The sequence below is a fragment of the Trinickia symbiotica genome, assembly GCF_002934455.1.
GTDB classification, from domain to species: domain Bacteria; phylum Pseudomonadota; class Gammaproteobacteria; order Burkholderiales; family Burkholderiaceae; genus Trinickia; species Trinickia symbiotica.
Genome location: NZ_PTIR01000001.1, coordinates 150,873 through 173,261, shown reverse-complemented (window position 1 = coordinate 173,261; position 22,389 = coordinate 150,873). Strand labels below are relative to the sequence as shown.

Below are 22,389 nucleotides of genomic sequence, written 5' to 3'. Positions count from 1 at the left end.
CATGCCGGCCTCGAGCACCGTTCGATCAAGCCACTTGTCTGAGCACCCAGTAGAGCCCGGCCGAGAGCGCAATCGAAGCGGGCAGCGTGAGCACCCACGCCAGCAAGAGGCTGCGTACCGTGCTCCATTGCAGACCGGAGCCGTTTGCGGCCATCGTTCCCGCTACGCCGGACGACAGCACGTGCGTGGTCGAGACGGGCAGCCCATAAACGTCGGCCGCGCCGATCGTGAGCATGGCGACGACTTCGGCTGAAGCGCCTTGCCCATACGTCAGATGCTGCTTGCCGATCTTTTCGCCGACTGTCACGACGATACGCTTCCACCCAACCATCGTGCCGAGCCCCAGCGCGATGGCGACGGCAACCTTGACCCAGGTTGGGATGAACTTGGTTGCGCCGTCCAACTGCTTCTTGAAGTTGTCGACCGCCTTGAGATCGTCCGCGGAAAACGCCGGTTGCTTCGCCTTTTCCATCAGCCGGATCGCCTCGGAGGCGACGTACATATCGTTGCGCGCGTTGCTGACAGTGTTTGTCGGCACATTGGCCATCGCTCCGGAACTGCCGACCTGTTGGCCGATACGCGTGACGAGCGCTTCCAGCGAGGGCAGTGTGGTCGGCGTCAAGTGCCGGGTCCGTACGTAGTCTTCGACGCCACCGCGCACATCCGCCGGCGCCGGCACGCCGTTCGTGTACTTCGAGAGCACGGCCGATGTTTGCTGCGCCACGGCGAGGAACGTTTGCGTTTGAGCGGGCGTCACCGCTTTATTCAGCGCATAGGCCGTGGGTACTGTGCCGATCAGAATCAGCATGATGAGGCCCATGCCTTTTTGTCCGTCGTTCGAGCCGTGCGCAAACGAGACGCCCGTGCAGGTCAGGATCAGCAAGGCGCGAATCCAGAACGGCGGCGGCTCGTTGCTGGCCGGCTCCGCGTAGAGTTGCGGGACGCGCACGGCGGCTTTCAGAACGACGAGCAGGAGCGCCGAGAGCAAAAACCCGACGATTGGCGAAAAGAGCAGTGACTTTCCGACGCCGAGCGCCTGGCCCCAATCGACGCCACTCGTACCGGAAGCCCCGTGCATGAGTTGATTCATGAGGCCGACGCCGATGATCGAGCCGACGAGCGTGTGCGAGCTCGACGAGGGTAGGCCCAGATACCAGGTGCCCAAGTTCCAGATGATTGCCGCGATGAGAAGCGCGAACACCATCGAGAATCCCGCGCCGCTGCCGACTTGCAAGATCAGCTCGACAGGCAGCAGTTGCAGGATGCCGAACGCGACTGCGCCGGTCGATGTCAACACGCCGAGGAAATTCCAGGTCCCGGACCAAATCACCGCCGGGATCGGCGCAAGGGAATGCGTATAGATGACGGTAGCCACGGCATTCGCCGTATCGTGAAATCCATTCACGAACTCGAAGCCGAGCGCAATCAAGAGGGCCACGCCGAGCAGCACGTACGGCAGCGCCGAGGGCAGTCGCACGGGCTGCAAATCGGTGACGAGACGGGTCGTGCAATAGGCGAGACCGAGCGCGATGGCGAGCAGGAAGACGAGAAGGCCGAGGCCGCGGCGCGCCGGGGTGGCGGTGGACTGCGGATACGAAAGTTCCGGCATGCCGGTTCTCCGAGTTGAGTCGCAGGGAGAACCCATGCTGCGTGGCGCGTGTGTCGTTAAGATGACAGCACGATGACGAAACTTCCAGCCAGCGGTTGGCAAGGTGGAATCAGCTGGCGTTCGGGCCGGTCGATGCGGCGCCGGCAGGCTCGGTAGGCTGGAACCGCCAAAACCCCCGCGAGGATTGCATCTCGCGGAGGTAGGGCGGTTGGCGTCGCTTGGAGGAGGTAAGCGTTCTCAGAACTTATAGTCGAGGCCGACCGAGACCCCCATCTCTCTGCCGCCCGCAAAGCAAAACGGCGCGCCTTGCGAGATCGAGCTGCCATCGTGACAATCGATCGTCACGCTGCGTCCGCCCGCGCCCATCGCGTAGTGCGCGGCCGGGTGATTGAGCACGAGCGCGTAGTCGGCGTAGACGGTCGTGTGCTTGTCGACCGCATGCTTGTACATGGCCGTAAACATGTTGGCGGCATTGTCAGGGTTGGCGGTGCCGAGCGCATTGGTCAGCGGCGGCGTGTTGTGTTGCCCCGGATCGCCCGGCGTGCGGCCGGCATGCGCCCAGCCGATGCTCACGCTGTCCTTCGGCGTGAACTCCTGCGTGATCGCAAGCCAGAAGCCATTTCTGCTGCGCTCGTTTTGCACCTCGAGGTAGGCGGGCACCTCCCTGCGTATCCACTCGTAGATGCCGCTCAAGATCGTGTGGGTCGGAAGCTTGTATTGCGCGCCGACCTTGAACGCCCACTCGTTGCCGATGTCGTTCGGATCGGTGCCGTCCGGCGAGGCAAGCGCGGCGGGGCTCGCTGTCACGTCGCTCGAACGATTCACGTCGCGGTGCAACTCATAGGCAGTGGTGAAATAGAAGGGGCCGTTCGCGTACGCGAGGTTCGCGCTATACGCTGAACCGTAGCTGCCATCGTTACAGGCCACCGGGTTGCCGCCGCTGCCGGGAACATTGCCGCCCGTGCAGTCGGATTCGCCGGCGGCCTGCGTCGAATTCTCGTACCCGCGGTTTTGTCCCGGCGAAACGAGCGCGTTGAAGGACCAACCATGGAAATTCGGCGATTCATACCAGATCGCATGATCGAGACGCGTGCCGAATTCGACTCGATTATCGCCGCCTGTATTACCCATTATCGAGGAGTAATCGCCGAGCGTTCCGGTAAACGGATTCATGCGCGCGGTGGATGTTTTGTAGGGCGCATCCGTTTTACCAGCTTTGATTGCGCCCCACCTCGCGGAAGCGATGCCGATATAGCTATTGCGCGAAGTCAAAGCGCCTTTGACGGTCGAATCCTGCGCGGAATTGGAATTCGCCGTGCCGGAGGTCGCCGATACGTCGAGCTGCGTTTCCAATTGATAAACGAACGACAGATCGGAAGACGAGCCGAACGGACGCTTACCGCGCACACCGATGTAGGAAAGATTCGACGAAATGTCGGGCTGCCATCCCATGTGACCTCTCGGAGAGACGACCGTGCCGTCCGGCAGCGTGTACGAGCTCGCCAAGCCTTTCGTCGCATAGTCGACGGAAAGGTCGAGGTTGCCATAGAAATCGACCTCGCCAAGAAACGACAACAACGACTTCAGCTTGGGCGGCATGCCCGCGCCCCAGCCCGACGAGGAGACATTCGGCGCCGGCTCGGGCGGTACATTCGACGCGTGCACTTCGCCGGGATTGGAAGTCGCGCCGGGCGTTACGGCCGGCTTCTGATTGGTCGTCACCGCCTGCTGCTGTTGTTGCTGCTGCTTTGCCATGAGCGAATCGAGCTTTTTGCTCAGCATGTCCACTTGTTGCTTCAACAATTGGATTTCCTGATTCTCGTTCGTCGCGGGCAAAGCTTGGGCGAGCGCGGTTCCTGAAAGGGCGGTCCCCCCGGCTGCAAAAAGTAATAGCCGGCACGCCGCGTAAAGCGGCCTTTTTCGCGATTTCATCGATGTCTCCTCCGTATCTCTTGTACGGTATAGAAAGTTATTTGAAATGAATGATGGTTAAATCAGGTATGACCGACGCCTCCCGTAGGCCGAGCACCTTTTCATTCGCTTGCTATTTTGCGAGCGAATGCGAGGGATACGAATCGTTCGCATCGCGAAGAATTCGCTCGGATAAAGAATTGAGATCCTGCGATTTGTTACGACGACGTGGCAGCCAGTCTGGGACGAACGGAATATTTTGGAAAGTCAAACGTTTTTATGGGTTCTATTAGGACTTCGAAATGTTCCGTGATGGTGCGGATCGCTTGTTCCATTGTGGTGCGCAGGCGCTTCGCGGTCTCTCGCGAGCGCCTCGGTTCCTGCTGCTGGTGCTTATTGGCCGGCACGCGTGGTGGCAATCCGGCTGACGATGCGCTCGCGTTTGGCGAACTCCTGCGCCGATTGCTGCTTGACGAGGTCCACGACCGACCTCGGCGCTGTCTGTGGGCTCCCGGCATCGAACGGCGGTGCAGGCGCGTATTCGAGCTCGAGCTGAATGGCCTGAGCTTCTTGCTGACCCGCGAGTTCGGCCGCGACCGACAAGGCGAAGTCGATACCGGCCGTCACGCCGCCTCCCGTGATCAAATTCCCGTCTTGAACCACTCGGCCATGCACCGGAATGGCGCCCAACGGTTCGAGGAAACCATGCGATACCCAGTGCGTCGTGGCGCGGCGGCCATGCAGCAAACCCGCAGCACCGAGCAGCAGTGAGCCCGTGCAGACGGACGTGACATAGCGGGCGCTGTCGGCCTGCTTGCGAACGAATTCGATCGTATCCCGGTCTTCGAGCAGCGGCGTGACACCGCTGCCGCCGGGGATGCAAATGACGTCGAGCGGCGGGCAATCGCCGTATGTCATGTTTGGCGTCAGGACAAGGCCGTTGCTCGAAACGACGGGCTCGAGCGTTTTCCAGATCAGATGGACCGTTGCGTCGGGCAACGAAGCGAATACTTCGTGCGGCCCGGTCAGGTCGAGTTGCTGAATACGCGGGAATACGAGAAAGCCGATTTGCAATGCCATATCGATACCTCATGGGGATGCGGGGAGTATCGTCAACCGCCGGTGGCGGCCGACGAGCGAGGGTGGGCCATCGACGACGGCTGGCGCGCCCGGCCATCGATGGACAAATCGATTCTATGCGCGTAGTGTTTGGCGGAAATGCCATATCGCCAACAATTTCTGCCACTGCCTCAGCATGCATTCCGATAAGCGATCGATCCTCGTTCTCGCGTTCCCGAACGCTCAACTGCTCGACGTGACGGGCCCGCTCCAGGTCTTCGCGTCAGCGAACGAGCTTGCCGTGCTACAGGGGCTCGCGAGGCCGTATGCGCCGCGTGTCGTCTCGTTCGAAGGAGGGCTCGTGACGACATCAGCGGGCGTTGCGTTGATGTCCGATTCGCTTCGATCGGCGGGCAGGCAAGCCGACACGTTGATCATTGCTGGCGGTCGAGGTGTCCATTCCGCGTCCAAGGAGCCGAAGCTCCTCGATTGGGTGCGCAGGCAGGCAGCGAGATCGAGGCGTATCGCTTCCGTATGCACGGGAGCGTTTTTGCTGGCGGAGGCGGGATTGCTCGATGGGCGCCGCGTGGCGACGCATTGGTTCCACTGCGACGAGCTTGCACGGCGTTATCCGAGCCTGCGGGTGGAGCCGGATCCGATTTTCATCCGCGAAGGGGACGTATGGACGTCGGCCGGCGTCACAGCGGGAATCGACCTGGCGCTCGCGCTCGTCGAAGACGATCTCGGCCGCGCAATGGCGCTCGATGTCGCTCGCGAGCTCGTCGTGTTTTTGAAGCGCCCGGGCGGGCAGGCGCAGTTCAGCGCGACATTGTCGATGCAAAAGGCGGGCGATCGTTTTGGCGAATTGCATGCATGGATCGCCGAGCATCTGACGGCCGACCTGTCGGTTCCCGAGCTCGCCGAGCGTATTGGCATGAGCGAGCGCAGCTTCATGCGTCACTATCGTGCGGAAACAGGCCGCACGCCCGCGCGCGCCGTCGAGCAATTTCGCGTCGAGGCGGCGCAGCGGTTGCTGGCCGAAACCTCGTGGCCGGTGAAGCGCATCGCGGCCCGCTGCGGGTTTGGCGTCGAGGAAACCATGCGGCGTAGCTTCATGCGCGTGCTGAGCGTGACGCCGCAGGTGTATCGGGAGCGGTTTGCGGGGGGATCGACGCCTTCGGCGTGAGGGTCGAGTGACGATCCGCCATCCGCTCAGTTTGAGCGCCGCGACCCTACGCGCAACCGGGCAGCTAGCCGAAAGAGCCGCAATAGCAAGCTCGTCGCGCGCGAGCGCATCGCGGGCAGCGCGTCGATCGCGAGCAGCAGGAATGCGACGAGCGCGATGCCGAAGCACATCAGGAATACTGACCGGTATCCGAATGCGCCGATGATCGTTCCCGAGAGCACGCCCGAGAGGATCGAGCCGACGCGCCAGGCATTGAAGAAGAGCGCGGTCGCGGCGCCGGGTTGGCGAGGCATCAGGTCTTGCACATACGTCATGCCGAGGCACGATGTGACCGAGACGACGTACGCACTGAGCGCCTGCAGCGGGATAACGGCGGCCGGCTCGCGAACGGCCGCCACCGCGACGAAATAGGCCGCCTGAACGGCCGCGCTCGTCGTCAACCAGCCCTGCTTGTTCAACTTCAACGAGCGCGCGCCGAGCCACAGCATCATCGGAATCTCGAGGAACGCACCGAGCCCGAGCGTGGCCGATACCGTGAAGCGTGTGCCTTTGAGCGCATGAACGACATAGAGCGGCAGGACGATCATCGTCGCGCTGGCGGCGAGTCCGATCAGCGTCAATGCGAAAAGTGCGCGCCAGAGCAGGCCGAGAGATACCTCGTCGGACGTAGGCAGCGCAACGCGGCGGCTTGCGTGTCGATGTTCATTCGAAGTAGACGTGGTTTGCGATGCAGGTACAACGTCCGCGTCGGGAGCCTTCGCCGCTGCCTCCCCGTGACGCCCAGCCGGGGCCTCGACGATAAGCGAGACGAGTGCCGCGCTCACGGCGAAACTGGCGGCGGCGAATCCGAACAGACCGTTGAAGCCGGCCTGAGCGAGAATCAGCGCTCCGACGGCAGGACCGAAGACCCATGCGACCGACAGTAGTGTGCGAAGCGCGGCGGAAGCGAAATCGCGCTCAGCGTTGTCCGCGACAGGCAAGGCCGCGCGTCCAAACGAAAACACCTGCGACAACGAAGCCGCGCCTGTGCCGAGCAACAGCACGCCGCTCGCGGTCAGCAACCGATAGTCGCGCAGAAAGCAAAAGGAGAGAAAGCCGAGCGCCGCCGCCACGAGGGAAAGAATGAGCGGTGCGCGATGCCTGCCGCGGCGGTCGGACCAGCGGCCCGCGGCGGTGCTGGCCAATACGCCGCTCGCGGAAATGAGCGTCATGAAGATGCCGAGCCTTACCGGCGACATCGACGCTTCCTCGACACCGAAAAGCGAGAGGTACGGCGCGGTAAAAGACATCGCCACGCCGAGCATCAGCGTGGCGATCGCAAGCGACGGGAAATGCGGAATCCGCGCGAGGCGGCTCAGTTGAGAATGCACTGATCGATATGTGTTCAATCGACTATACAAGCGGCCAAGTCTATCGCGATGGTAACAACCGCTCGCCGCTGCACGCTGCTTACTTCTTGTAGATGCGCTTGCGCGTCTGCTCGAGGCGTTGAAGGATTGCGTCGAGCTGCGTCGGATCGGAGAAGAACCGCTGCATCGCCTTCATGCCTTCGTCCGCCATCTCCTTCGTCATATCGCGATCGTAGAATTGGGCGATCCCTCCTGTGGTGCCCGACAAAGTCTGGAAACCGACCTTCGCAATCGGGTCCTGCGGCTCGGGTGCCTTGTTGTTCGACGGCAGTTGACCCCAGCCTTTCGCGAGCTCGCCGTTGATCTCGGGCTGGCCCATGAAGGCGAGGAGGCGTCGGGCGTCGACCTTGTTCTTGGCCTTCGCGGGCACGACGAGCACGTTGACGGGGCCGTCTTCGGCAACCGGCACCGATGCATCGATGATGGGGAAGCGGAAATAACCCATTTCGCCACGCGTCGCCTCCGGCAACACAGCGGAGAAGAACGTGCCCATCAGCATGGTGGCGGCCTTGCCGTTGACGAGCAGCGGCCCGACCGAATCGACGTCGTACGAAAGCGCGTTGTCAATGAAGTACTTGTCGTCGATCAGGGTTTTCCACGTCTCGTAGACTTTGCGTATGCGCGCATCGGTGTAGGGTACGTCGCCGGCCATCAGCTTTTGATGGAACGCATAGCCGTTGATGCGCAGGTCCAGATAGTCGAACCAGGCGGCGAGCGTCCACGAATCGCGCGCGGCGACGGCGATCGGCGCCACGCCCGAAGCCTTCAGCTTCTTGCAGTCGTCGAGGAATTGAGCCCATGTGGCCGGCTCGCCCGAAATGCCGGCCTTCTCAAACAGGTCCTTGCGATAGAAGAACCCGTAGGCATCGGTCCCAAGCGGCACGCTGTATTGCTTGCCGGCCCACGTCGACGATTGCTTCACCGACGCGTAGGTTTGGTCCCAGCCGTTTTTCTGCCAGTCGCTGCTGAGGTCCTGGAGCAGCCCGCGCTTGGCAAAGTAGGCCATGCGTTCTCCGTTGTGCCAGCTCAGCACATCGGGCGGATCGGTCGCAAGCCACCCCGAGATCTGCACTTTGTAGGCTTCCTCGCCCACATACGTGACTTTCAGGTCGACGTCGGGGTTCGCCTTCTTGAACTGATCGAACAGGTTTTGCCAGGTGGCGCGTTGACTGCCGCGCGCCGATACGTTGACCGCGAGCGTGCCCGCAATGGCACTGGTCGCGGCGCAAAGCGTCGCTGCGGCAATACAGGTGAGCGCGAGCCTGCGTGCGTCGAATCTCATCTCCGTCTCCTTGACTTGGCGTTATATGCCGCGCCGTGTCCGATCAGTGCAGCGCGGCGAATTTAAGCGCTTAAATTCTTATGGCATCAAGCACCCTCATGGACGTACCATGACGCTGCGCCATCGATAGTGATGGCTCACGACATTAGCGCAGCGATCAATGTCGCGCAACTTTTGAGACATCGTCCCACCAAATGAGCAATCACCGAGCCGATGGTTTTGCGCCGCCGCTGACGCTGCCGGTCACCCGGGCGACCGTGAACGGCCCCGACGCTCGGAGGCCGTCATGGTGACGCTTGCCGAAGTTGCACGGCGGGCCAAGGTAACGGCCGCGACAGTATCGAACGCGTTGCACAACCCCCAGAAGGTCAAGCCCGCGACGCTCGAGCGCGTGATGGCCGCGATCCGGGAGCTCGGCTATCGCCCGAATTTGACCGCGCGCGCCCTTGCCTCGGGCCGTACCTCGACGCTGGCGCTGATGCTTTCGAACGTCACCAACCCGTTCTACCCGGAATTCGTGCTGGCGGCCGAGCGCGAAGCGCGCAAGCGCGGCTACTTCCTGCTTGTTTGCAATACCGACGACGATCCGGCGACTACCCGGGCTTATCTCGAGCAGATCGCAGGCACGCTCGCGGCGGGCGTCATCGTGATGAACACTGATCTGGGCGAGCGGGAGCTGGCCCAAACGGCGCGCAACGGCGCCGCAGTGGTGCTCTGCATGTGGGAGCATGTGAGGGCGTCGCGCACGCTGCCTTGCGTGACAGCCGATTTCGCGGCGGCCGGCTCGCTTGCCGCCGAGCATCTGTCCGAACTCGGGCACAGGAAGTTCGGCGCGCTCGTGGGCGTGGGGTCGGGAGGGCCGCAGTCGCGACGGCTGGGTGGTTTCGCGCAGGCCCTCGCCGCACGCGGTCATCCGGAACGAGCGCTCGCGGTCGCGGAGTCGCGGGATACGATAGAAAGCGGCTACGAAACGGCGAGTGCGCTGCTGCGTGCGAGGCCGACGTTGACATCGCTTTTCGCGACCAACGATTTGATGGCGATCGGCGCGATGCAGGCGGCCGCCGATCTTGGCAAGCGCGTTCCGAACGATCTTTCGGTCGTCGGGTTGACTGACATTCATCTCGCCCACCAGTTCCGGCCGGCCTTGACCACGGTCAGGTTTCCCACGCAGCGCATCGCCGCGCAAACGATCGCGCTGACGCTGGAGATGATCGAGGGCGGTTCAGCCGCTCGGAGCGTCTATACCGTTGGCGAGCCGGAGCTCGTCGTGCGCGAATCGACCGGGCCCGCGCCCGTCGCACGACGCAAATCCGCGACCTAGCGGAATGCTCGGGCACTCAAAAATGTTCGTTGATAACTGAGCGATGCTCTGTTATCGTTGAACGGACACGGTCGATATCCTGCCGTCCAGTCCCGTTCCGGGATCCTCGATCCGCGAAAACGTCACAGAAGGAGGGCACTGACATGCTCACCCGTCGTGAATTCATCCGAGCCGCCGCCGGCGGCGTCGCCGCAACCGCGCTCGCCGATTGCGGGACCGACATGGGCGACGCATCCAGCGCGCCGCCGCTGCCGGCCGACCGCAAATGGCTGACGTTACTGGCCAAGGGGATGGACAAGGAATACGACCACTCGGCCGATGTGGAAGGGCGGCTGCCTGTCGGGCTGACCGGCACCCTGTACCGAAACGGGCCCGGCATGTTCGCGCGAAACGGCTTCAGCAAGCGGACGATTCTCGATGGCGACGGGATGATCCGCGCGACGCGGTTCAGCGATGGCGGCGTGCGCTTCCGCAATCGGTTCGTTCGGACTACGAAGTATGTGGCCGAGGAGTCGGCGGGCGAGTTTCTCTACCCGACGTGGACGACACCCGCGCCCGGCTTTTTTTCGAACATCCCCTGCATCCCGAGCCGCAGCCAGGCGGGTGTCACGCCGGTGGTCAAAGGCGGCGTGCTCTATGCGTTCGACGAGGTAGGCGGCCCCTATCCGATCGATCCGCGCACGCTCGACGCCGGCCGCGAAACCAATCCGTACGAAGGCGAAGCCGGGACCGGGCCCGTGAACTACAAGGCGCACACGAAAACGGACGCGAAAACGGGCGACTGGGTGCTCGTGGGGCAGCGAGGTCAGCGCAAACCCGAACTGCATGTCGTCGTGAAGAACAGCGCCGGACATCAGACGCGGCACATTGCGTATGCGAGCCCCCGTGGCCGCGCGTATTTTCATGATTTCTTCTGGGCCGATCCCTACGCGGTGTTCCACCTGCAACCGGCGATGCTGTCGCCGCTGCCGATGCTGATCGGCACCCGTACGTTTGCCGAGAGCCTTGAATGGCGACCGGAAGAAGGCAGCATGCTGTTCGTCGTCGATACGACCGGTGCGAGGCCGCCGCTCGTGCTCGATATCCCGGCGTCGTGGATGTGGCATGCATTGAACGCGCACGTGGCGGGAAACACGATCGTCGCGGACTTCGTCGGCTACGACACGCCCGATCATTTTCTCGGACCCGACGCGAGCTTCCGCGCAATCATGCAAGGCCGAGAGGGTGTCGCCAAATCGCCGGGCACGCTGCGGCGCATGACGATCGACCTGGCGGCGCGTCGAGCACGAGTCGAAACGATCCTCGCAGGCCGCTACGAATTTCCGTTCGTTCCACAGCGCCGTGTCGGGCAGCCGTATCGGTATGGTTATGTTTCGTCGTCGCGCGTCTCCGATCAAGGATGGTTTCATGACGGTATCTCGCGGATCGACGTGACGTCCGGCAAGGAGCAGGCGTTCCACTTCGGCAGCGGGTATTACGTCGGCGAGCCGGTCTTCGCGCCCGACCCGGCCGCGCGCGGCGACGGCGAACACGATACGGGGTGGCTGCTCGCCGAAGTGCTCGAAGGCGCCAGCGGCACGAGCTTCATTGCCGTGTTCGACGCGAACGCGCTTGCCGACGGTCCGCTCGCGAAGGTCCGGCTCCACCATGCACTGCCGTTCAGCTTCCACGGCTGGTGGGACGCGGCGCAAACTTGAGCACTCTCGCCCGCGTGGCAGGAGCGCGGCGTTGCCGTTTCGACGGCCTGCGCATCGATGCATTTTGTGCGCAAGCGGTGATTTGCCGTATCGTTGAGGCTTCATTCACGATGCCTCGACGCGATAACAGATCAGATGCCGACCAGGAAGACCGGAACGACGGCCAAGACCTATACGATTTCGCTCGCGAACCGCAAAGCGCGGGGATCGGGCCACGAGAGGCTCCGAGAGATTCTCGCCGCGGCAAAGGCGCTTTTCCTCGAGCACGGATTCGAAAACGTCTCGACGCGCAAGATCGCCGAACGCGTGGGAATCTCGCAGACGGCGCTCTTCGCGTACTACAAGACCAAGGACGACATCTTCGGCCAGTTGATTCGCGACGCGTTCGGCGAGCTCGCGCAGGCGCTCGCCGAGTGTGATCGGACCGCGACCGACGAGCGCGACTGGATGCGCCGTTGCGTCACCGGTTATGTCGCGTTCGGGCTCAGCCATCCCGACGAATACCGGCTTGCCTTCATGGTGATCAAGGCTTACCGCAAGCCCTACAACGCCGAGCAACTCGACGAGAACGAAGAGGTTGGCGAGGGCACGCGCGTCGGCGTGCCGGTGTTCATGCAGCTGACGAAGCGAATCGAGCAGGCCATCGAGGCCGGTGTCGTGCGCGCCGATCTCGGGCCGCCGCTATTGGTCGCGCAGGCACTGTGGGCGTCGATTCACGGGCTCGTCGCGATCCTGATCGCGCGGCCGCGCCCGCACTTCCCATGGGAGCCGTTGGACGAGCTGATCCGCGTGCAGACCGATATGTTGCTGAACGGCTTGCTGACCGAGCGCGACGAGCGGGCACCGACTCGCACCGCTCGCCGACGCTGAACTCAGCCAAGCCGCGCGTGTTGCGCTCTCGTCAGGCGACGAATCGGCCTTCGCTCGCGATGGCGGGGAGCGGGTTTCGCGAGCTCGGCACTTCCCGCGCCTGCAGCGCTTCGGGCAGCGATGCCTTGTCGCCGGGCCGGCCGAGGGCGACGCCGGCCTCGATGGCATAGCCTTCGGGAATGCCGAGCTCGGCGCGGATCTTCTCGCGCTCGATGCCGGCGAGTCCGTGCGCTTTCCAGCCTGACAGGCTCGCCTGCAGGGCGAAGTAGCCCCATGCGGCGCCGGTATCGAACGAGTGTGACGGCGCCGGCCGTTCTTCCGTGGCGCCCGGCGGCGTGAACGTGCGCTTCGACAGGACGATCACGATCGCGGCCGCATGTTGCGCCCAGCTACGGTTGAATTCGTTGAGGAATCCTAAAAAGCGCGTCCAGTGCTCCGTGTCGCGCCGAGCGTAGACGAAGCGCCACGGCTGCGAGTTGTACGAGGAGGGCGCCCAACGCGCCGCCTCGAGAAAAGTCAGCAGCGTCGATTCGGGGATCAGGTCGGGTGTGAACGCGCGAGGCGACCAACGATCGAGAAACTGCCGGTCGATCGCGTGGTCCGCTGTGCGCGAATTCGATGTCGTCATAGAGGTGTCGATGGTAAAGGTTCAGGACATGGCGATGAAGCGTGCGGCCATCGCGCGGCGCAGCGCGCGGCAGCTACGTGACTTTACATCGAAAATGGATAGGCAACGTTATAGGACATTTTGTCATTTGCTTTTTGCAATAGCGGCGATTTTGTCCAGTCACGAAACTGAGCTATCCTGCGAACGCAACAATATCGTAATGCACCGGGTTAACGTCTAACGGAGCGATTGCCATGATGAAAAAGCTAATAATGTTGTGCGTTGCCCTAACCCTGTCGCTGTGCGCCGCATTCGCCTCGGCGGTCGAAGTCAATACCGCCGATCAGGCCGCGCTCGAATCGGTCAAGGGGATAGGACCCGTCCACGCGAAGGCGATCATCGACGAGCGCACGAAGAACGGTCCGTTCAAGGATGCGGACGACCTCGTCAATCGCGTAAAAGGCATCGGGCCGAAGTCGGTGCTCAAGCTCGAAGCGGCGGGCCTGACGATCAACGGCTCCGCGAAACCGCCGAGCGGCAAGACGACATCGGCCAAGGGCGCCGCGCCCGCCGCAACGGCGCCCGCGACAGCCGCTTCGTCCCCGGCGGCTCCGGCCACGGGGAAGAAGAAGTCCAAGAAGGGCAAGGCCGCATCGGCAGCGGCTGCGTCGGGAGCCTAGCCAGCGGCGCAAGCAGAGGCAAGCGGCGGTGCGGCCCACTTGCCCGCCGTCGAACGGCACGCACGGGCGCGTTTGGCGTTCGTGCGGCTTTTCGATCATTCTTCGCCGCTATCGAAGGCCTTCGACGCGGCGACATGCCCCCGTTCCCGTGCGAGCAATTCCTGCTTCAGCGACAGTGCTTCGCTGTTGTCGGGCTGCAGCGAGAGCGCCCAATAGACGCCCGAGCGCGCCATGCGCAGGTCGTTTTTCTCGAATCCACTATGAGCTCGCGCGAGCGCGAGCGATATCAGCCGCTGATTTTTGGCGCTGTACTTGCCGCTCGTCGCCGAGCTTTCCTTCCTCGAGAGAGACGGCGACGGCTCGGCGGCTTGCTGCGTGATACGCGCCGGCGGTGCCGCTTGCGGCACGGCGGGTGCCGCGACAGATTGCGGTGCGCGATTCGTTTCGCGCGCGATATGGGCGGAGGTCGGTGCGGTCGTCGGCGCGCTCGCCGGGCGTTGCGCCGCATCGGTGCCTTGGACGGCAGCCGTGCCTTGCACCGGGCCTTGCACCGATGTCTGCTGCTGTTGCTGCTCGCGAGTCTCGGCGTCGTCGTACCGGTGCAATAGCACGGTTCCTCCGAAGAGAGCGAAGAACGCCAGCAGCGTCAGCGCGGTGCCTCGCTTGATGCCCCAGCGACTGTCGCTCCAGCGAGCACTGTCGCTCGAGCGACCGATAGCAGCCCAGCGATGAATAGCAGCCGAGCGGTAAATAGCAGCCCAGCGATGGATAGCAGCCAAGTGGTGGGTAGCAGTCCAGCGATGGGCAGCAGTCCAGCGATGGATGGCGCGGCGAATGGTGCCGGCCCAGCGGTCGATGCCCCACCGAACCGAGCCTGCTCTCTCGGCTGACGGTGTCTGCGCGTCGCCGTAAGGGTCGCTGTCGGCGGAGGCGAACAACGGCGTGGGCCGGGACGGCCAGAGCATTTCGGCGCGCGAGGCGCCGGCCCGCGTTCCGGCCGTGCCGTTCGGCGGCGGCACCGGTGAGCGGACCGCATCCTGCCTCGTCGGCGGCGTGCGTTCGCCGAACGCGAGCCGCGCGGGTGTGCCGCAATGCGGGCAGAATGCAACCGGCCCCGATAACTTGCCGCCGCAGCGCGCGCAGGTCGTCGGAAAAGTGGGGCCACCAAAAGTGGTACCGCCAATGGCCGGGCCGCGAGCGGTTTGATCGCTCATCGTTGAGTTATCCCCTGTCTCTGAAAGACGCGAACGATGCGTCGGAGGTGGACGATGTGCATGACGCGGTGCGCGAGCACATGTACGGGCTCGATTCAGCAGACAAGTCGCCTGATCGTTATGACGATCGGAATCGAATCGAACAACGTGGCCAATATCGGCCAGCAGCCCGCGAGCGTCAACCGCCGCGGGTCGTTCCAGGCAGCGCGCATCGGTCAAAACTTAGCCGCTGCGCGCCGATTCGCTGGCAATGGCCGCTGTTCGGCGCGCGCGGGCACGACTCGGAAAAATTCACGGGTCAATGCGCCCCGCCCGCATCCGATTTACCGCCCTTGACGGGGCGCGTGATCCAGATGAGCGGAATGATGACCAAGAAGATGACCGCGGAGATGTAGAAGATGTCATTCAGTCCCATCATCGCGGCTTGCGTATTGACCGTGAAGTCGAAGAGCGCGTTCGCCGACGGATTGCCGATGTGCAGCAGCGATTGCGTCGATTGCATCTGCTGACGAAAAACGGGGTTGTCCGCGTTGGCGACCTCGGTCAGTCGCACGTGGTGGAGCACGGTGCGGTTGTTCCATTCGTTGGTCGCGATCGAGGTGCCGATGGCGCCGCAGAAGACGCGCACGAAATTCGACAACCCGGCCGCGGCCGGGATGCGATGCGGCGGCTGGCCCGCGAGAATGATCGCGGTGAGCGGCACGAAGAAGAGCGCCATCGGAATGCCTTGCAGCAGCGTCGGCAGAACGAGATGGAACGTGTCGACCTCGATGACATATTTCGAGCGCATGAAAAACACGACCGCGAAGCCGATGAAGGCGAGCGTCGCGATCATCCGCGCGTCCGTGCGCGGCAGGACCCGGCCCATGATCGGCGCCAGCACGACGGCGAACACGCCGAGCGGCGCGGTGACGAGGCCTGCATCGACGGAGCGGTAGTTCAGGTACTCCTGCATCCACTGCGGCAGCAGCACGAGGTTGCCGAAGAAGACGGCATAGGCGACGGAGATCGCGATCGTGCCGCCGAGAAAATTGCGCTGGCCGAAAAGGCGCAGGTCGATCACCGGGTCCCGCTCGGTGAGTTCCCATACGAGGAAGAATGCGAAGGCGACCAGTGCCGTGATAGCCAGCGTGACGATCACGGGCGAGGCGAACCAGTCGAGGTCCTTCCCTTTGTCGAGCATGATCTGCAGCGGCGCGACCCATGCGATCAGCAAAGCCAGCCCGACGACATCGATCGGCGGCTTGCGGACTGGCGTTTCCCGATGGCGATAGAGCATCCACGTGGCGCCGGCGGCGAACAGCCCGACGGGGATGTTGATGAAAAAGATCCATGACCAGCTATAGCTGTCCGTGATCCAGCCGCCGAGCGCGGGTCCGGCGATCGGACCGACCGTTGCCGTCATCGCCCAGAGCGAGAGCGCCATCGACGATTTTTCTTTCGGATAAGAGCCGAGCAGAATCGATTGCGAGAGCGGAATGAGCGGGCCCGCGACGGCGCCTTGCAGCACCCGCGCGCCGAGCAGCACGATCAGATTCGGTGCAATGCCGCAGAGCCACGACGCGAGCACGAACATGAGGATCGCGCCGACGAAGAGACGGATCTGGCCGATTCGCTGCGTCAGCCAGCCCGTCAGCGGGATCGACACGGCGTTGGCCGCGGCGAAGACCGTGATGACCCAGGTGCCTTCGTCGACCGAGACGCCGAGGTCGCCGGCGATCGTCGGAATCGCGACGTTCGCGATCGACGTGTCGAGCACGTTCATGAAGGTGGCGAGCGCGACGGCAAACGTTGCAAGCACGAGCTGGCCGCCGTGCATCGGTGGCGGAGGCGCAGGCGGCGGCGCCGATGAGGGAGCGGGCGTTGCGGTGGAGGGCTGGCTCAACGGGGAGTTCTCCATCGAGAAAAACGCGGCGGGCGCGCGCGAATGCGCCAGCGGCGTTGGTTGCGCGAGCAACTTTCGGGCCGAGGGAAAGGGGTACGGCCCGTCGGATTGCGACAAGATCGCCGATGGGGTGGCGGTGGCTGTGCACAACCTAATGTAAGCAGAGTGCTCCCACCGCGGAGCGCAATTGAGTTTTGCGCGCGACAACGCTTCGACCTGGCGCTTGGCTTCATCTATGCTTCATTCGTGGCGGAACCTCCCCTTTTTCGCGAGAGCCTCGGAGCCGACGATGCAATCCTGCCCGCTTTTCATCATTGGTGCGCCGAGATCGGGAACGACGTTTCTGTGCTCCACGCTCAATGTGCATCCGTCTATTCACTTGACCAACGAATGCCGGATCTTCGCGCTTTTGAAGCAGATGGTGGAAGTGGACAGTCGGCGAGCGGATTTGCTCACGCCGACATATCTGCAGCGATTCGAGCGTTTCAGTCGCCGTACGCTCGGCGCGTGGGTCGAGCGCTTCTATCGCGAGGAGCTTGGCGTCAGCACGCCGATCTGGGGCGACAAGCATCCGCCTTACGCCGACCCTACGATACTGTCGGCGCGCACCGGCGCCGTCGCGCATCTGCCTATGTCCGGCTCATGCTTGCGCCTAATTCGCGAGACGTTGCCGCAGGCACGCTTCATTCACCTCCATCGCCATCCCGCGCATGTCGCGAAATCGATGGTTCGAAAGCATTGGATCGGGTCGGTTGAAGACGGCGTGCGCGTCTGGGCGCAATACGTTTCCGAAATCGTCGAATTCTTCGGCGAGTTGCCGGAGGAACAGGCACTGACGTTTTCGTACAGGGACTTGATCGAAAGCCCCCAAACGACAGCGACGAGCATCGGGCATTTTCTCGATCTGGCCGATGTTTCGCCGATCGTCGACTTCCTTGCGCGCCAGCGCGAGCTGCCGACGCCGTTCAGCGAGCCTATCACCGATATCGCGGACCTTTACGCAATACCGGCGGCCAACCGGGACGACGATCGTCTTCTTCAGCTCGCGGGACCGGGTGCCATTCACCTCGGCTATGCGGATGCATCGAAGGGACCGCTCGATCGTCCACCGGCAGCCGGCCTCGGTGCGCTTTAAATCCGCGCCGTCTCACTATTTGAACATTTCGCCCGCGACGCCCGGCAACTAGTGGGAAACCAGTTCTTCCCGCGGCGCGTGCGAGGGGTTAGTCTTGGAACCGGTCCATCCATCGACCGAAGCGTCGAGAGACAATGCGTTCGACGCGCTAACCAGAGGAGACAACCAATGGATTTAGAGAAACGCACTATCGCGCGCGTCACGGCGCGCCTCATCCCGTTCCTGATCCTTTGTTATTTCGTGGCTTATCTCGACCGCGTCAATGTCGGCTTCGCGGCGTTGGAGATGAACAAGGCCATCGGGCTTACCGCGAGCGCATTCGGTTTCGGCGCGGGCATTTTCTTCATTGCGTACTTCTTTTTCGAAGTGCCGTCGAATCTTTTGCTCGAAAAGTTCGGCGCTCACCGCTGGATCGCGCGGATCATGCTGACATGGGGTGTCGTTGCGGGCGCAATGGCATTCATCCCCAACATCGCTCGCTATACGGGGCTATCGACCACGCACGTTTTCTACATATTGCGGATTCTGCTTGGCATCGCAGAGGCGGGATTCTTTCCGGGGATCATCTTCCTGCTGACGCTTTGGTTTCCCGCGAAGTATCGCGCGCGGATGGTGGGCTACTTCATGGTGGCGATTCCGCTCTCGACGGTGATCGGCAGTCCGATTTCGGGGGCACTGCTGTCGATGGATGGCATTGCCGGTCTCGCCGGCTGGCAGTGGCTCTATCTGATCGAGGCGTTGCCGGCGCTGCTGCTTTCGTTCGTCGTCGTGCTCTACCTGACGGACAAGCCTGCCGATGCGACCTGGCTCGAATCCGACGAGCGCGAATGGCTGGTCTCCCGGCTGGCGCGTGAGCGCAGCCAACGTGAGGCAGTGCGCAAGTTCAACGTAGTGGAGGCCCTGTTTAACCCGCGCGTCCTCGTCATTGCGCTGATCTACTTTGGTGCCGTCGCCACCAACTACGGCCTCAGCTTTTTCCTGCCGCAGATCGTAAAAGGCTTCGGCCTCACGAACCTGCAGACCGGCTTCGTCACCGCGGCGCCGTACGCAGTCGGTGTGTTCAGCATGATTTTCTGGGGACGCCGCTCGGATCGCAAGCTCGAGCGCAAGCGCCATGTCGCCGTCGCGTTGCTGATCGCGGCAGCCGGCATCGCGGGCGCGGCAGTGATCGACAATCCTGTCGCCAAGATGATCGCGATCTCGATCGCGGGCTTCGGCATCTTCGGCTGCCTGCCGGTCATCTGGACCTTGCCGGCCGCGTTCCTGTCGGGCGCCGCCGCCGCGGGCGGTATCGCGGTCGTGAACTCGATCGGCAACCTGTCAGGGTTCTTCGGCCCTTATGCGATGGGCTGGATCAAGGACAGTACGGGCAGCTTCGGCCCGGGATTGCTTTGTCTCGCGGGCGCGGGCCTGGTCGGCGTCGTCGCGGCGCTGCTGCTGCATCACGATTCCGCGCTCGAGGGCCGAGCCGGCGAACCGGCGGGACATGACGAAGGAGGTCACAAAAGGGTTCTCGATACGTGAGTCCTCATGGGGCGTCAGCCGCTGCCATCGAATCGATGAGTGGCTGAGGCCCCGTTGCAAGAGCACTCACTGGGCGGCGGCTTCGCTTTGCTTCCTGAATTGCGAGGCGATTCGTTCCTGCTGGTTCGGCGGCACCGGGTCATAGTGGCTGAGCTCGATGCTGTAGCTGCCGTGCCCGCCCGCGAGCGCATTGAGACGTGATTGATAGTCGGCCAGCTCGGATAGCGGCACCTTCCCCATCACGACGCACATGTGACCGGCCAGGTTGCGCGTGCCCTGAACCTGCGCACGCCGCGACGACAGATCGCCGATGATATCGCCCATCACCGCCTCGGGCGCCATGACCTCGATATTGACGATCGGTTCGAGCAGGATCGGCTGCGCTTTCAGTACCGCATCGATGAATGCCTTGCGCCCCGCGGTGGCGAACGCGACTTCTTTTGAATCGACGGGATGGCTCTTGCCGTCGAAGACCGTCACGCGCACGTCTTGCATCGGAAAGCCGGCGAGCGGCCCGCTATCGATCACCTGAAGAATGCCTTTCTCGACGGCCGGCATGAACTGGCCCGGAATCGCGCCGCCCTTGACGGCGTCGACGAACTCATAGCCGACGCCGCGCGGCAGGGGCTCCACGCGCAGCATGACCTCCCCGAATTGGCCGGCGCCGCCGGTTTGTTTCTTGTGCCGATGGTGTCCCTCGGCCTTCGTGCCGATCGTCTCACGGTAGGCGATTTTCGGCGGCCGCGTGACGACGGCGAGCTTGTACTGATCGGTGAGGCGCTCGAGCATATGCCGCAGGTGCAGCTCGCCGAGCCCGCGAACGACCGTTTCGTTCGTGCCGACCGGGTGATCGATCCTCAGGCACGGGTCTTCCGCGGCCAGCTTTTGAAGAAGCTCCCAAAGACGCTGCTCGTTGCCTCGACGTTCGGGCTCGATCGCAAGCCCATAGATCGGCGTCGGGAAGGCGAGGGGAGCGAGATGAATGTTGCCGTCTTCGGGCGCGTCGTGCAGCACCGCATCGAAGTCGATCTCGTCGACCTTCGCCGTCGCGCAGATATCGCCGGGGCCGGCTTGCGCGACGTCGACATGGTCCTTGCCCTGCAGCAACATCAGATGCGCGACGCGAAACGGCTGCCGCGCATCGCCGATATAGAGCTGATTGTCGCGTCGCACGGTGCCCTGATGAATCCGAAAGACGGCCATCTTGCCGATGTAGGGATCCATCACGATCTTGAAGACGTGCGCGAGCACGTGCTTGTCGGGGGCCGGTTCGGCCTGCACCGTCTCGCGGCGACTATCGACGTCGCGGTAGAAGAGGGGCGGGTTGCCCTCTAGCGGATTCGGCAGCAATCGAACGAACACGTCGAGCAGTTCTCTTATGCCCGCACCCGTCGCGGCGGACGCGAAGCAAACGGGGACGAGATGGCCTTCGCGCAGCGCGCGCTCGAAAGGCTCGTGCAGCTGTTCGGGGCGAATCGCCTCGCCTTGCTCGAGATACAGCTCCATCAGCTTCGTATCGAGCTCGATGACCTGATCGACGAGCGCGTTGTGCGCAGACTCGACGGACAGAAAGTCGGACTCGCCCGACGGATTGAAAAAGCAATCGACGACGGCCTGTCCGCCCTGCGCTGGCAGATTGATCGGCAGACACGTGTTGCCGAAAGTTTCTTGGATTTGCGTGAGGAGCTCGGGCAAATCGATCTTCTCTGCGTCGATGCCATTGACGACGATGATCTTGCAGAGCTTGCGCGCCTCGGCGGAGGCCATCATGCGGCGCGTGGTCATCTCGATGCCGGTGCGCGCGTCGATGACGATTGCGGCTGTTTCGACAGCGGGCAGCACGCCGATCGAGAGACCGGAGAAGTCGGGGTAGCCAGGGGTATCGAGAAGGTAGATGCGGGTGTCGCGGTAGTGCAGGTGGGTGATCGCGGAGCTCAACGAGTGGTGGTACTTGCGCTCGAGCGGATCGAAATCGCAGACGGTGCTGCCGCGCTCCACACTGCCCGCCGTATGGACGGCGCCGCCCTCGTGCAGCAGCGCTTCGACGAGCGAGGTTTTGCCGCAACCGGCGTGGCCGACCAATGCGATGGTACGGATGGCTTCGGGTTGGTATTCCATGTCCTCCCCTCATCCTGCAATCGTTATCGCGCATTATTGGTGAAAAAGACGCGGCCGGCTAGCTAGGGTATTCGTGCCTGATCGAACCTCGCGCCTCGATCGCGAATACAAAGGCCGGCGGCGAGACGATTGCCGGCATGCGGTTCTGTTCAGACGAAAGGGCGCCTCGGTAACGGCTCGCCAGGCGTCACTCCTCTTCTTCCGGCGGATACAGCAGCGTACCGTCGGACTGAGGGCGAGCGGCCGGGGTCATCGTGGCGGACGTGACGTGGTGCGCATCCATGATGTGGCGGACGTCCTTGTGACGAGCCAGCAGGTAATCCGCAATGATGCGACGGTGGCAGCGCCACCAGACGGCCTCCGAGCACATAATCGCGCAACGACGCTTGCTTCCGAGCTCGATCAGCGTGCGCAGCCCCTCGCTGAACGCCTCGGTCGTCGCATAGTCGGCATAGTTGCGAAACGCCGGATGGGTCCAATAGGCGTTCGGCGAAGCGGGCGCTCCCGCGGCCTTGCCACGGCGTCCGCCGAGCTGTTTCAGATGCAGATAGCCGATCCCCTCCGGCTGGAGGGCGCCCGGCAGCGTTTCTTCATTGAACTGCGGGTTCGTGCGCGACCTGGCGAAGCTGCGCACGTCGACGAGCTGTTCCACCCCGGAGTTCTTGAGCAAGTCGATGAACTCGCTCAGGCTCCGGGTCGAATGTCCGATCGTGAAAAAGGGCTGCGACATAGCGGTCAGCGCTCGTCGAATCGACACATAGTGTTTGTCGATCCCAGCTACGATTGATTCCCGCCGTTTCGCAACGGCGCCGCTGCGCGCCGGCCGATTCTCGGCTATCCGGCGACAAACAAAGATGTCAGAATCGGCCGCGATACTCGATA

At 63.1% G+C, this 22,389-nt stretch carries 16 protein-coding genes and 1 pseudogene; 7 read left to right on the top strand and 10 right to left on the bottom strand.

The window, feature by feature from the left end; genetic code table 11:
- Positions 1 to 25: 25 nt before the first annotated feature.
- From B0G57_RS00810 to B0G57_RS00800, 3 genes are all read right to left on the bottom strand, one after another.
- Positions 26 to 1,609 (bottom strand): inorganic phosphate transporter, encoded by a 1,584-nt coding sequence (locus B0G57_RS00810; protein WP_018438657.1) that lies wholly within the window; start codon positions 1,607 to 1,609, stop codon positions 26 to 28.
- A 237-nt stretch (positions 1,610 to 1,846) separates the two neighbouring features.
- Positions 1,847 to 3,541, bottom strand: coding sequence for a porin (locus B0G57_RS00805; RefSeq protein ID WP_083925471.1), 1,695 nt, complete (start codon positions 3,539 to 3,541; stop codon positions 1,847 to 1,849).
- A 372-nt stretch (positions 3,542 to 3,913) separates the two neighbouring features.
- Complete coding sequence (locus B0G57_RS00800; protein ID WP_018438655.1) at positions 3,914 to 4,600, bottom strand: DJ-1/PfpI family protein; 687 nt, start codon at positions 4,598 to 4,600, stop codon at positions 3,914 to 3,916.
- Positions 4,601 to 4,775: 175 nt separating this feature from the next.
- Here B0G57_RS00800 and B0G57_RS00795 point away from each other — a divergent pair, with 175 nt between their 5' ends.
- On the top strand, positions 4,776 to 5,765 hold the full coding sequence (locus tag B0G57_RS00795; RefSeq protein WP_018438654.1) for a GlxA family transcriptional regulator: 990 nt from the start codon (positions 4,776 to 4,778) through the stop codon (positions 5,763 to 5,765).
- Between the two features lie 26 nt (positions 5,766 to 5,791).
- Here B0G57_RS00795 and B0G57_RS00790 read toward each other — a convergent pair whose 3' ends face one another.
- Both B0G57_RS00790 and B0G57_RS00785 read right to left on the bottom strand, forming a co-directional pair.
- On the bottom strand, positions 5,792 to 7,135 hold the full coding sequence (locus tag B0G57_RS00790; protein ID WP_018438653.1) for a sugar efflux transporter: 1,344 nt from the start codon (positions 7,133 to 7,135) through the stop codon (positions 5,792 to 5,794).
- 79 nt (positions 7,136 to 7,214) lie between these two features.
- On the bottom strand, positions 7,215 to 8,456 hold the full coding sequence (locus tag B0G57_RS00785) for an ABC transporter substrate-binding protein (protein WP_018438652.1): 1,242 nt from the start codon (positions 8,454 to 8,456) through the stop codon (positions 7,215 to 7,217).
- 286 nt (positions 8,457 to 8,742) lie between these two features.
- Between B0G57_RS00785 and B0G57_RS00780 the strand changes: the two genes are divergently transcribed.
- From B0G57_RS00780 to B0G57_RS00770, 3 genes are all read left to right on the top strand, one after another.
- Positions 8,743 to 9,777, top strand: coding sequence for a LacI family DNA-binding transcriptional regulator (locus B0G57_RS00780; RefSeq protein WP_018438651.1), 1,035 nt, complete (start codon positions 8,743 to 8,745; stop codon positions 9,775 to 9,777).
- Positions 9,778 to 9,920: 143 nt separating this feature from the next.
- Positions 9,921 to 11,474: a carotenoid oxygenase family protein gene (locus tag B0G57_RS00775; RefSeq protein WP_018438650.1), complete on the top strand. Its 1,554-nt coding sequence runs from the start codon at positions 9,921 to 9,923 to the stop codon at positions 11,472 to 11,474.
- A 135-nt stretch (positions 11,475 to 11,609) separates the two neighbouring features.
- Entirely contained in the window at positions 11,610 to 12,344 is a 735-nt protein-coding gene (locus B0G57_RS00770) for a TetR/AcrR family transcriptional regulator (protein ID WP_018438649.1), read from the top strand.
- 31 nt (positions 12,345 to 12,375) lie between these two features.
- Here B0G57_RS00770 and B0G57_RS00765 read toward each other — a convergent pair whose 3' ends face one another.
- Positions 12,376 to 12,972 carry a nitroreductase family protein gene (locus B0G57_RS00765; RefSeq protein ID WP_018438648.1) on the bottom strand — a complete coding sequence of 199 codons (597 nt, stop codon included), beginning with the start codon at positions 12,970 to 12,972 and terminating at the stop codon, positions 12,376 to 12,378.
- Between the two features lie 233 nt (positions 12,973 to 13,205).
- Between B0G57_RS00765 and B0G57_RS00755 the strand changes: the two are divergent.
- Positions 13,206 to 13,628 (top strand): annotated as a pseudogene (locus B0G57_RS00755) (ComEA family DNA-binding protein); the annotation flags it as partial.
- A 98-nt stretch (positions 13,629 to 13,726) separates the two neighbouring features.
- Here the strand turns inward: B0G57_RS00755 and B0G57_RS00750 are convergent.
- Complete coding sequence (locus B0G57_RS00750) at positions 13,727 to 14,845, bottom strand: zinc ribbon domain-containing protein (protein WP_018438645.1); 1,119 nt, start codon at positions 14,843 to 14,845, stop codon at positions 13,727 to 13,729.
- 298 nt (positions 14,846 to 15,143) lie between these two features.
- Positions 15,144 to 16,730 (bottom strand): DHA2 family efflux MFS transporter permease subunit, encoded by a 1,587-nt coding sequence (locus tag B0G57_RS00740; RefSeq protein WP_026229287.1) that lies wholly within the window; start codon positions 16,728 to 16,730, stop codon positions 15,144 to 15,146.
- A gap of 289 nt (positions 16,731 to 17,019) precedes the next feature.
- Between B0G57_RS00740 and B0G57_RS00735 the strand changes: the two genes are divergently transcribed.
- Both B0G57_RS00735 and B0G57_RS00730 read left to right on the top strand, forming a co-directional pair.
- The gene (locus B0G57_RS00735; RefSeq protein ID WP_051089952.1) at positions 17,020 to 17,865 is read left to right on the top strand and encodes a sulfotransferase family protein; all 846 of its coding nucleotides are present in this window, start codon (positions 17,020 to 17,022) and stop codon (positions 17,863 to 17,865) included.
- A 168-nt stretch (positions 17,866 to 18,033) separates the two neighbouring features.
- A complete protein-coding gene (locus tag B0G57_RS00730; protein ID WP_018438640.1) occupies positions 18,034 to 19,389 on the top strand; it encodes an MFS transporter in 1,356 nt (451 codons plus the stop codon).
- Positions 19,390 to 19,455: 66 nt separating this feature from the next.
- Here the strand turns inward: B0G57_RS00730 and fusA are convergent, their stop codons facing one another.
- Both fusA and B0G57_RS00720 read right to left on the bottom strand, forming a co-directional pair.
- Positions 19,456 to 21,507, bottom strand: a complete 2,052-nt coding sequence (fusA, locus tag B0G57_RS00725; RefSeq protein WP_018438639.1) for an elongation factor G — start codon at positions 21,505 to 21,507, stop codon at positions 19,456 to 19,458.
- Positions 21,508 to 21,694: 187 nt separating this feature from the next.
- Entirely contained in the window at positions 21,695 to 22,237 is a 543-nt protein-coding gene (locus B0G57_RS00720; RefSeq protein WP_018438638.1) for a DUF488 domain-containing protein, read from the bottom strand.
- Positions 22,238 to 22,389: the final 152 nt, after the last annotated feature.

Excerpts from the sequence above, each read along its gene's own strand:
- B0G57_RS00810 (WP_018438657.1), bottom strand. The coding sequence starts at position 1,609 with ATGCCGGAACTTTCGTATCCGCAGTCCACCGCCACCCCGGCGCGCCGC.
- B0G57_RS00805 (WP_083925471.1), bottom strand. The coding sequence starts at position 3,541 with ATGAAATCGCGAAAAAGGCCGCTTTACGCGGCGTGCCGGCTATTACTT.
- B0G57_RS00800 (WP_018438655.1), bottom strand. The coding sequence starts at position 4,600 with ATGGCATTGCAAATCGGCTTTCTCGTATTCCCGCGTATTCAGCAACTC.
- B0G57_RS00795 (WP_018438654.1), top strand. The coding sequence starts at position 4,776 with ATGCATTCCGATAAGCGATCGATCCTCGTTCTCGCGTTCCCGAACGCT.
- B0G57_RS00785 (WP_018438652.1), bottom strand. The coding sequence starts at position 8,456 with ATGAGATTCGACGCACGCAGGCTCGCGCTCACCTGTATTGCCGCAGCG.
- B0G57_RS00780 (WP_018438651.1), top strand. The coding sequence starts at position 8,743 with ATGGTGACGCTTGCCGAAGTTGCACGGCGGGCCAAGGTAACGGCCGCG.
- B0G57_RS00775 (WP_018438650.1), top strand. The coding sequence starts at position 9,921 with ATGCTCACCCGTCGTGAATTCATCCGAGCCGCCGCCGGCGGCGTCGCC.
- B0G57_RS00770 (WP_018438649.1), top strand. The coding sequence starts at position 11,610 with ATGCCGACCAGGAAGACCGGAACGACGGCCAAGACCTATACGATTTCG.
- B0G57_RS00765 (WP_018438648.1), bottom strand. The coding sequence starts at position 12,972 with ATGACGACATCGAATTCGCGCACAGCGGACCACGCGATCGACCGGCAG.
- B0G57_RS00750 (WP_018438645.1), bottom strand. The coding sequence starts at position 14,845 with ATGAGCGATCAAACCGCTCGCGGCCCGGCCATTGGCGGTACCACTTTT.
- B0G57_RS00735 (WP_051089952.1), top strand. The coding sequence starts at position 17,020 with ATGCAATCCTGCCCGCTTTTCATCATTGGTGCGCCGAGATCGGGAACG.
- B0G57_RS00730 (WP_018438640.1), top strand. The coding sequence starts at position 18,034 with ATGGATTTAGAGAAACGCACTATCGCGCGCGTCACGGCGCGCCTCATC.
- fusA (WP_018438639.1), bottom strand. The coding sequence starts at position 21,507 with ATGGAATACCAACCCGAAGCCATCCGTACCATCGCATTGGTCGGCCAC.
- B0G57_RS00720 (WP_018438638.1), bottom strand. The coding sequence starts at position 22,237 with ATGTCGCAGCCCTTTTTCACGATCGGACATTCGACCCGGAGCCTGAGC.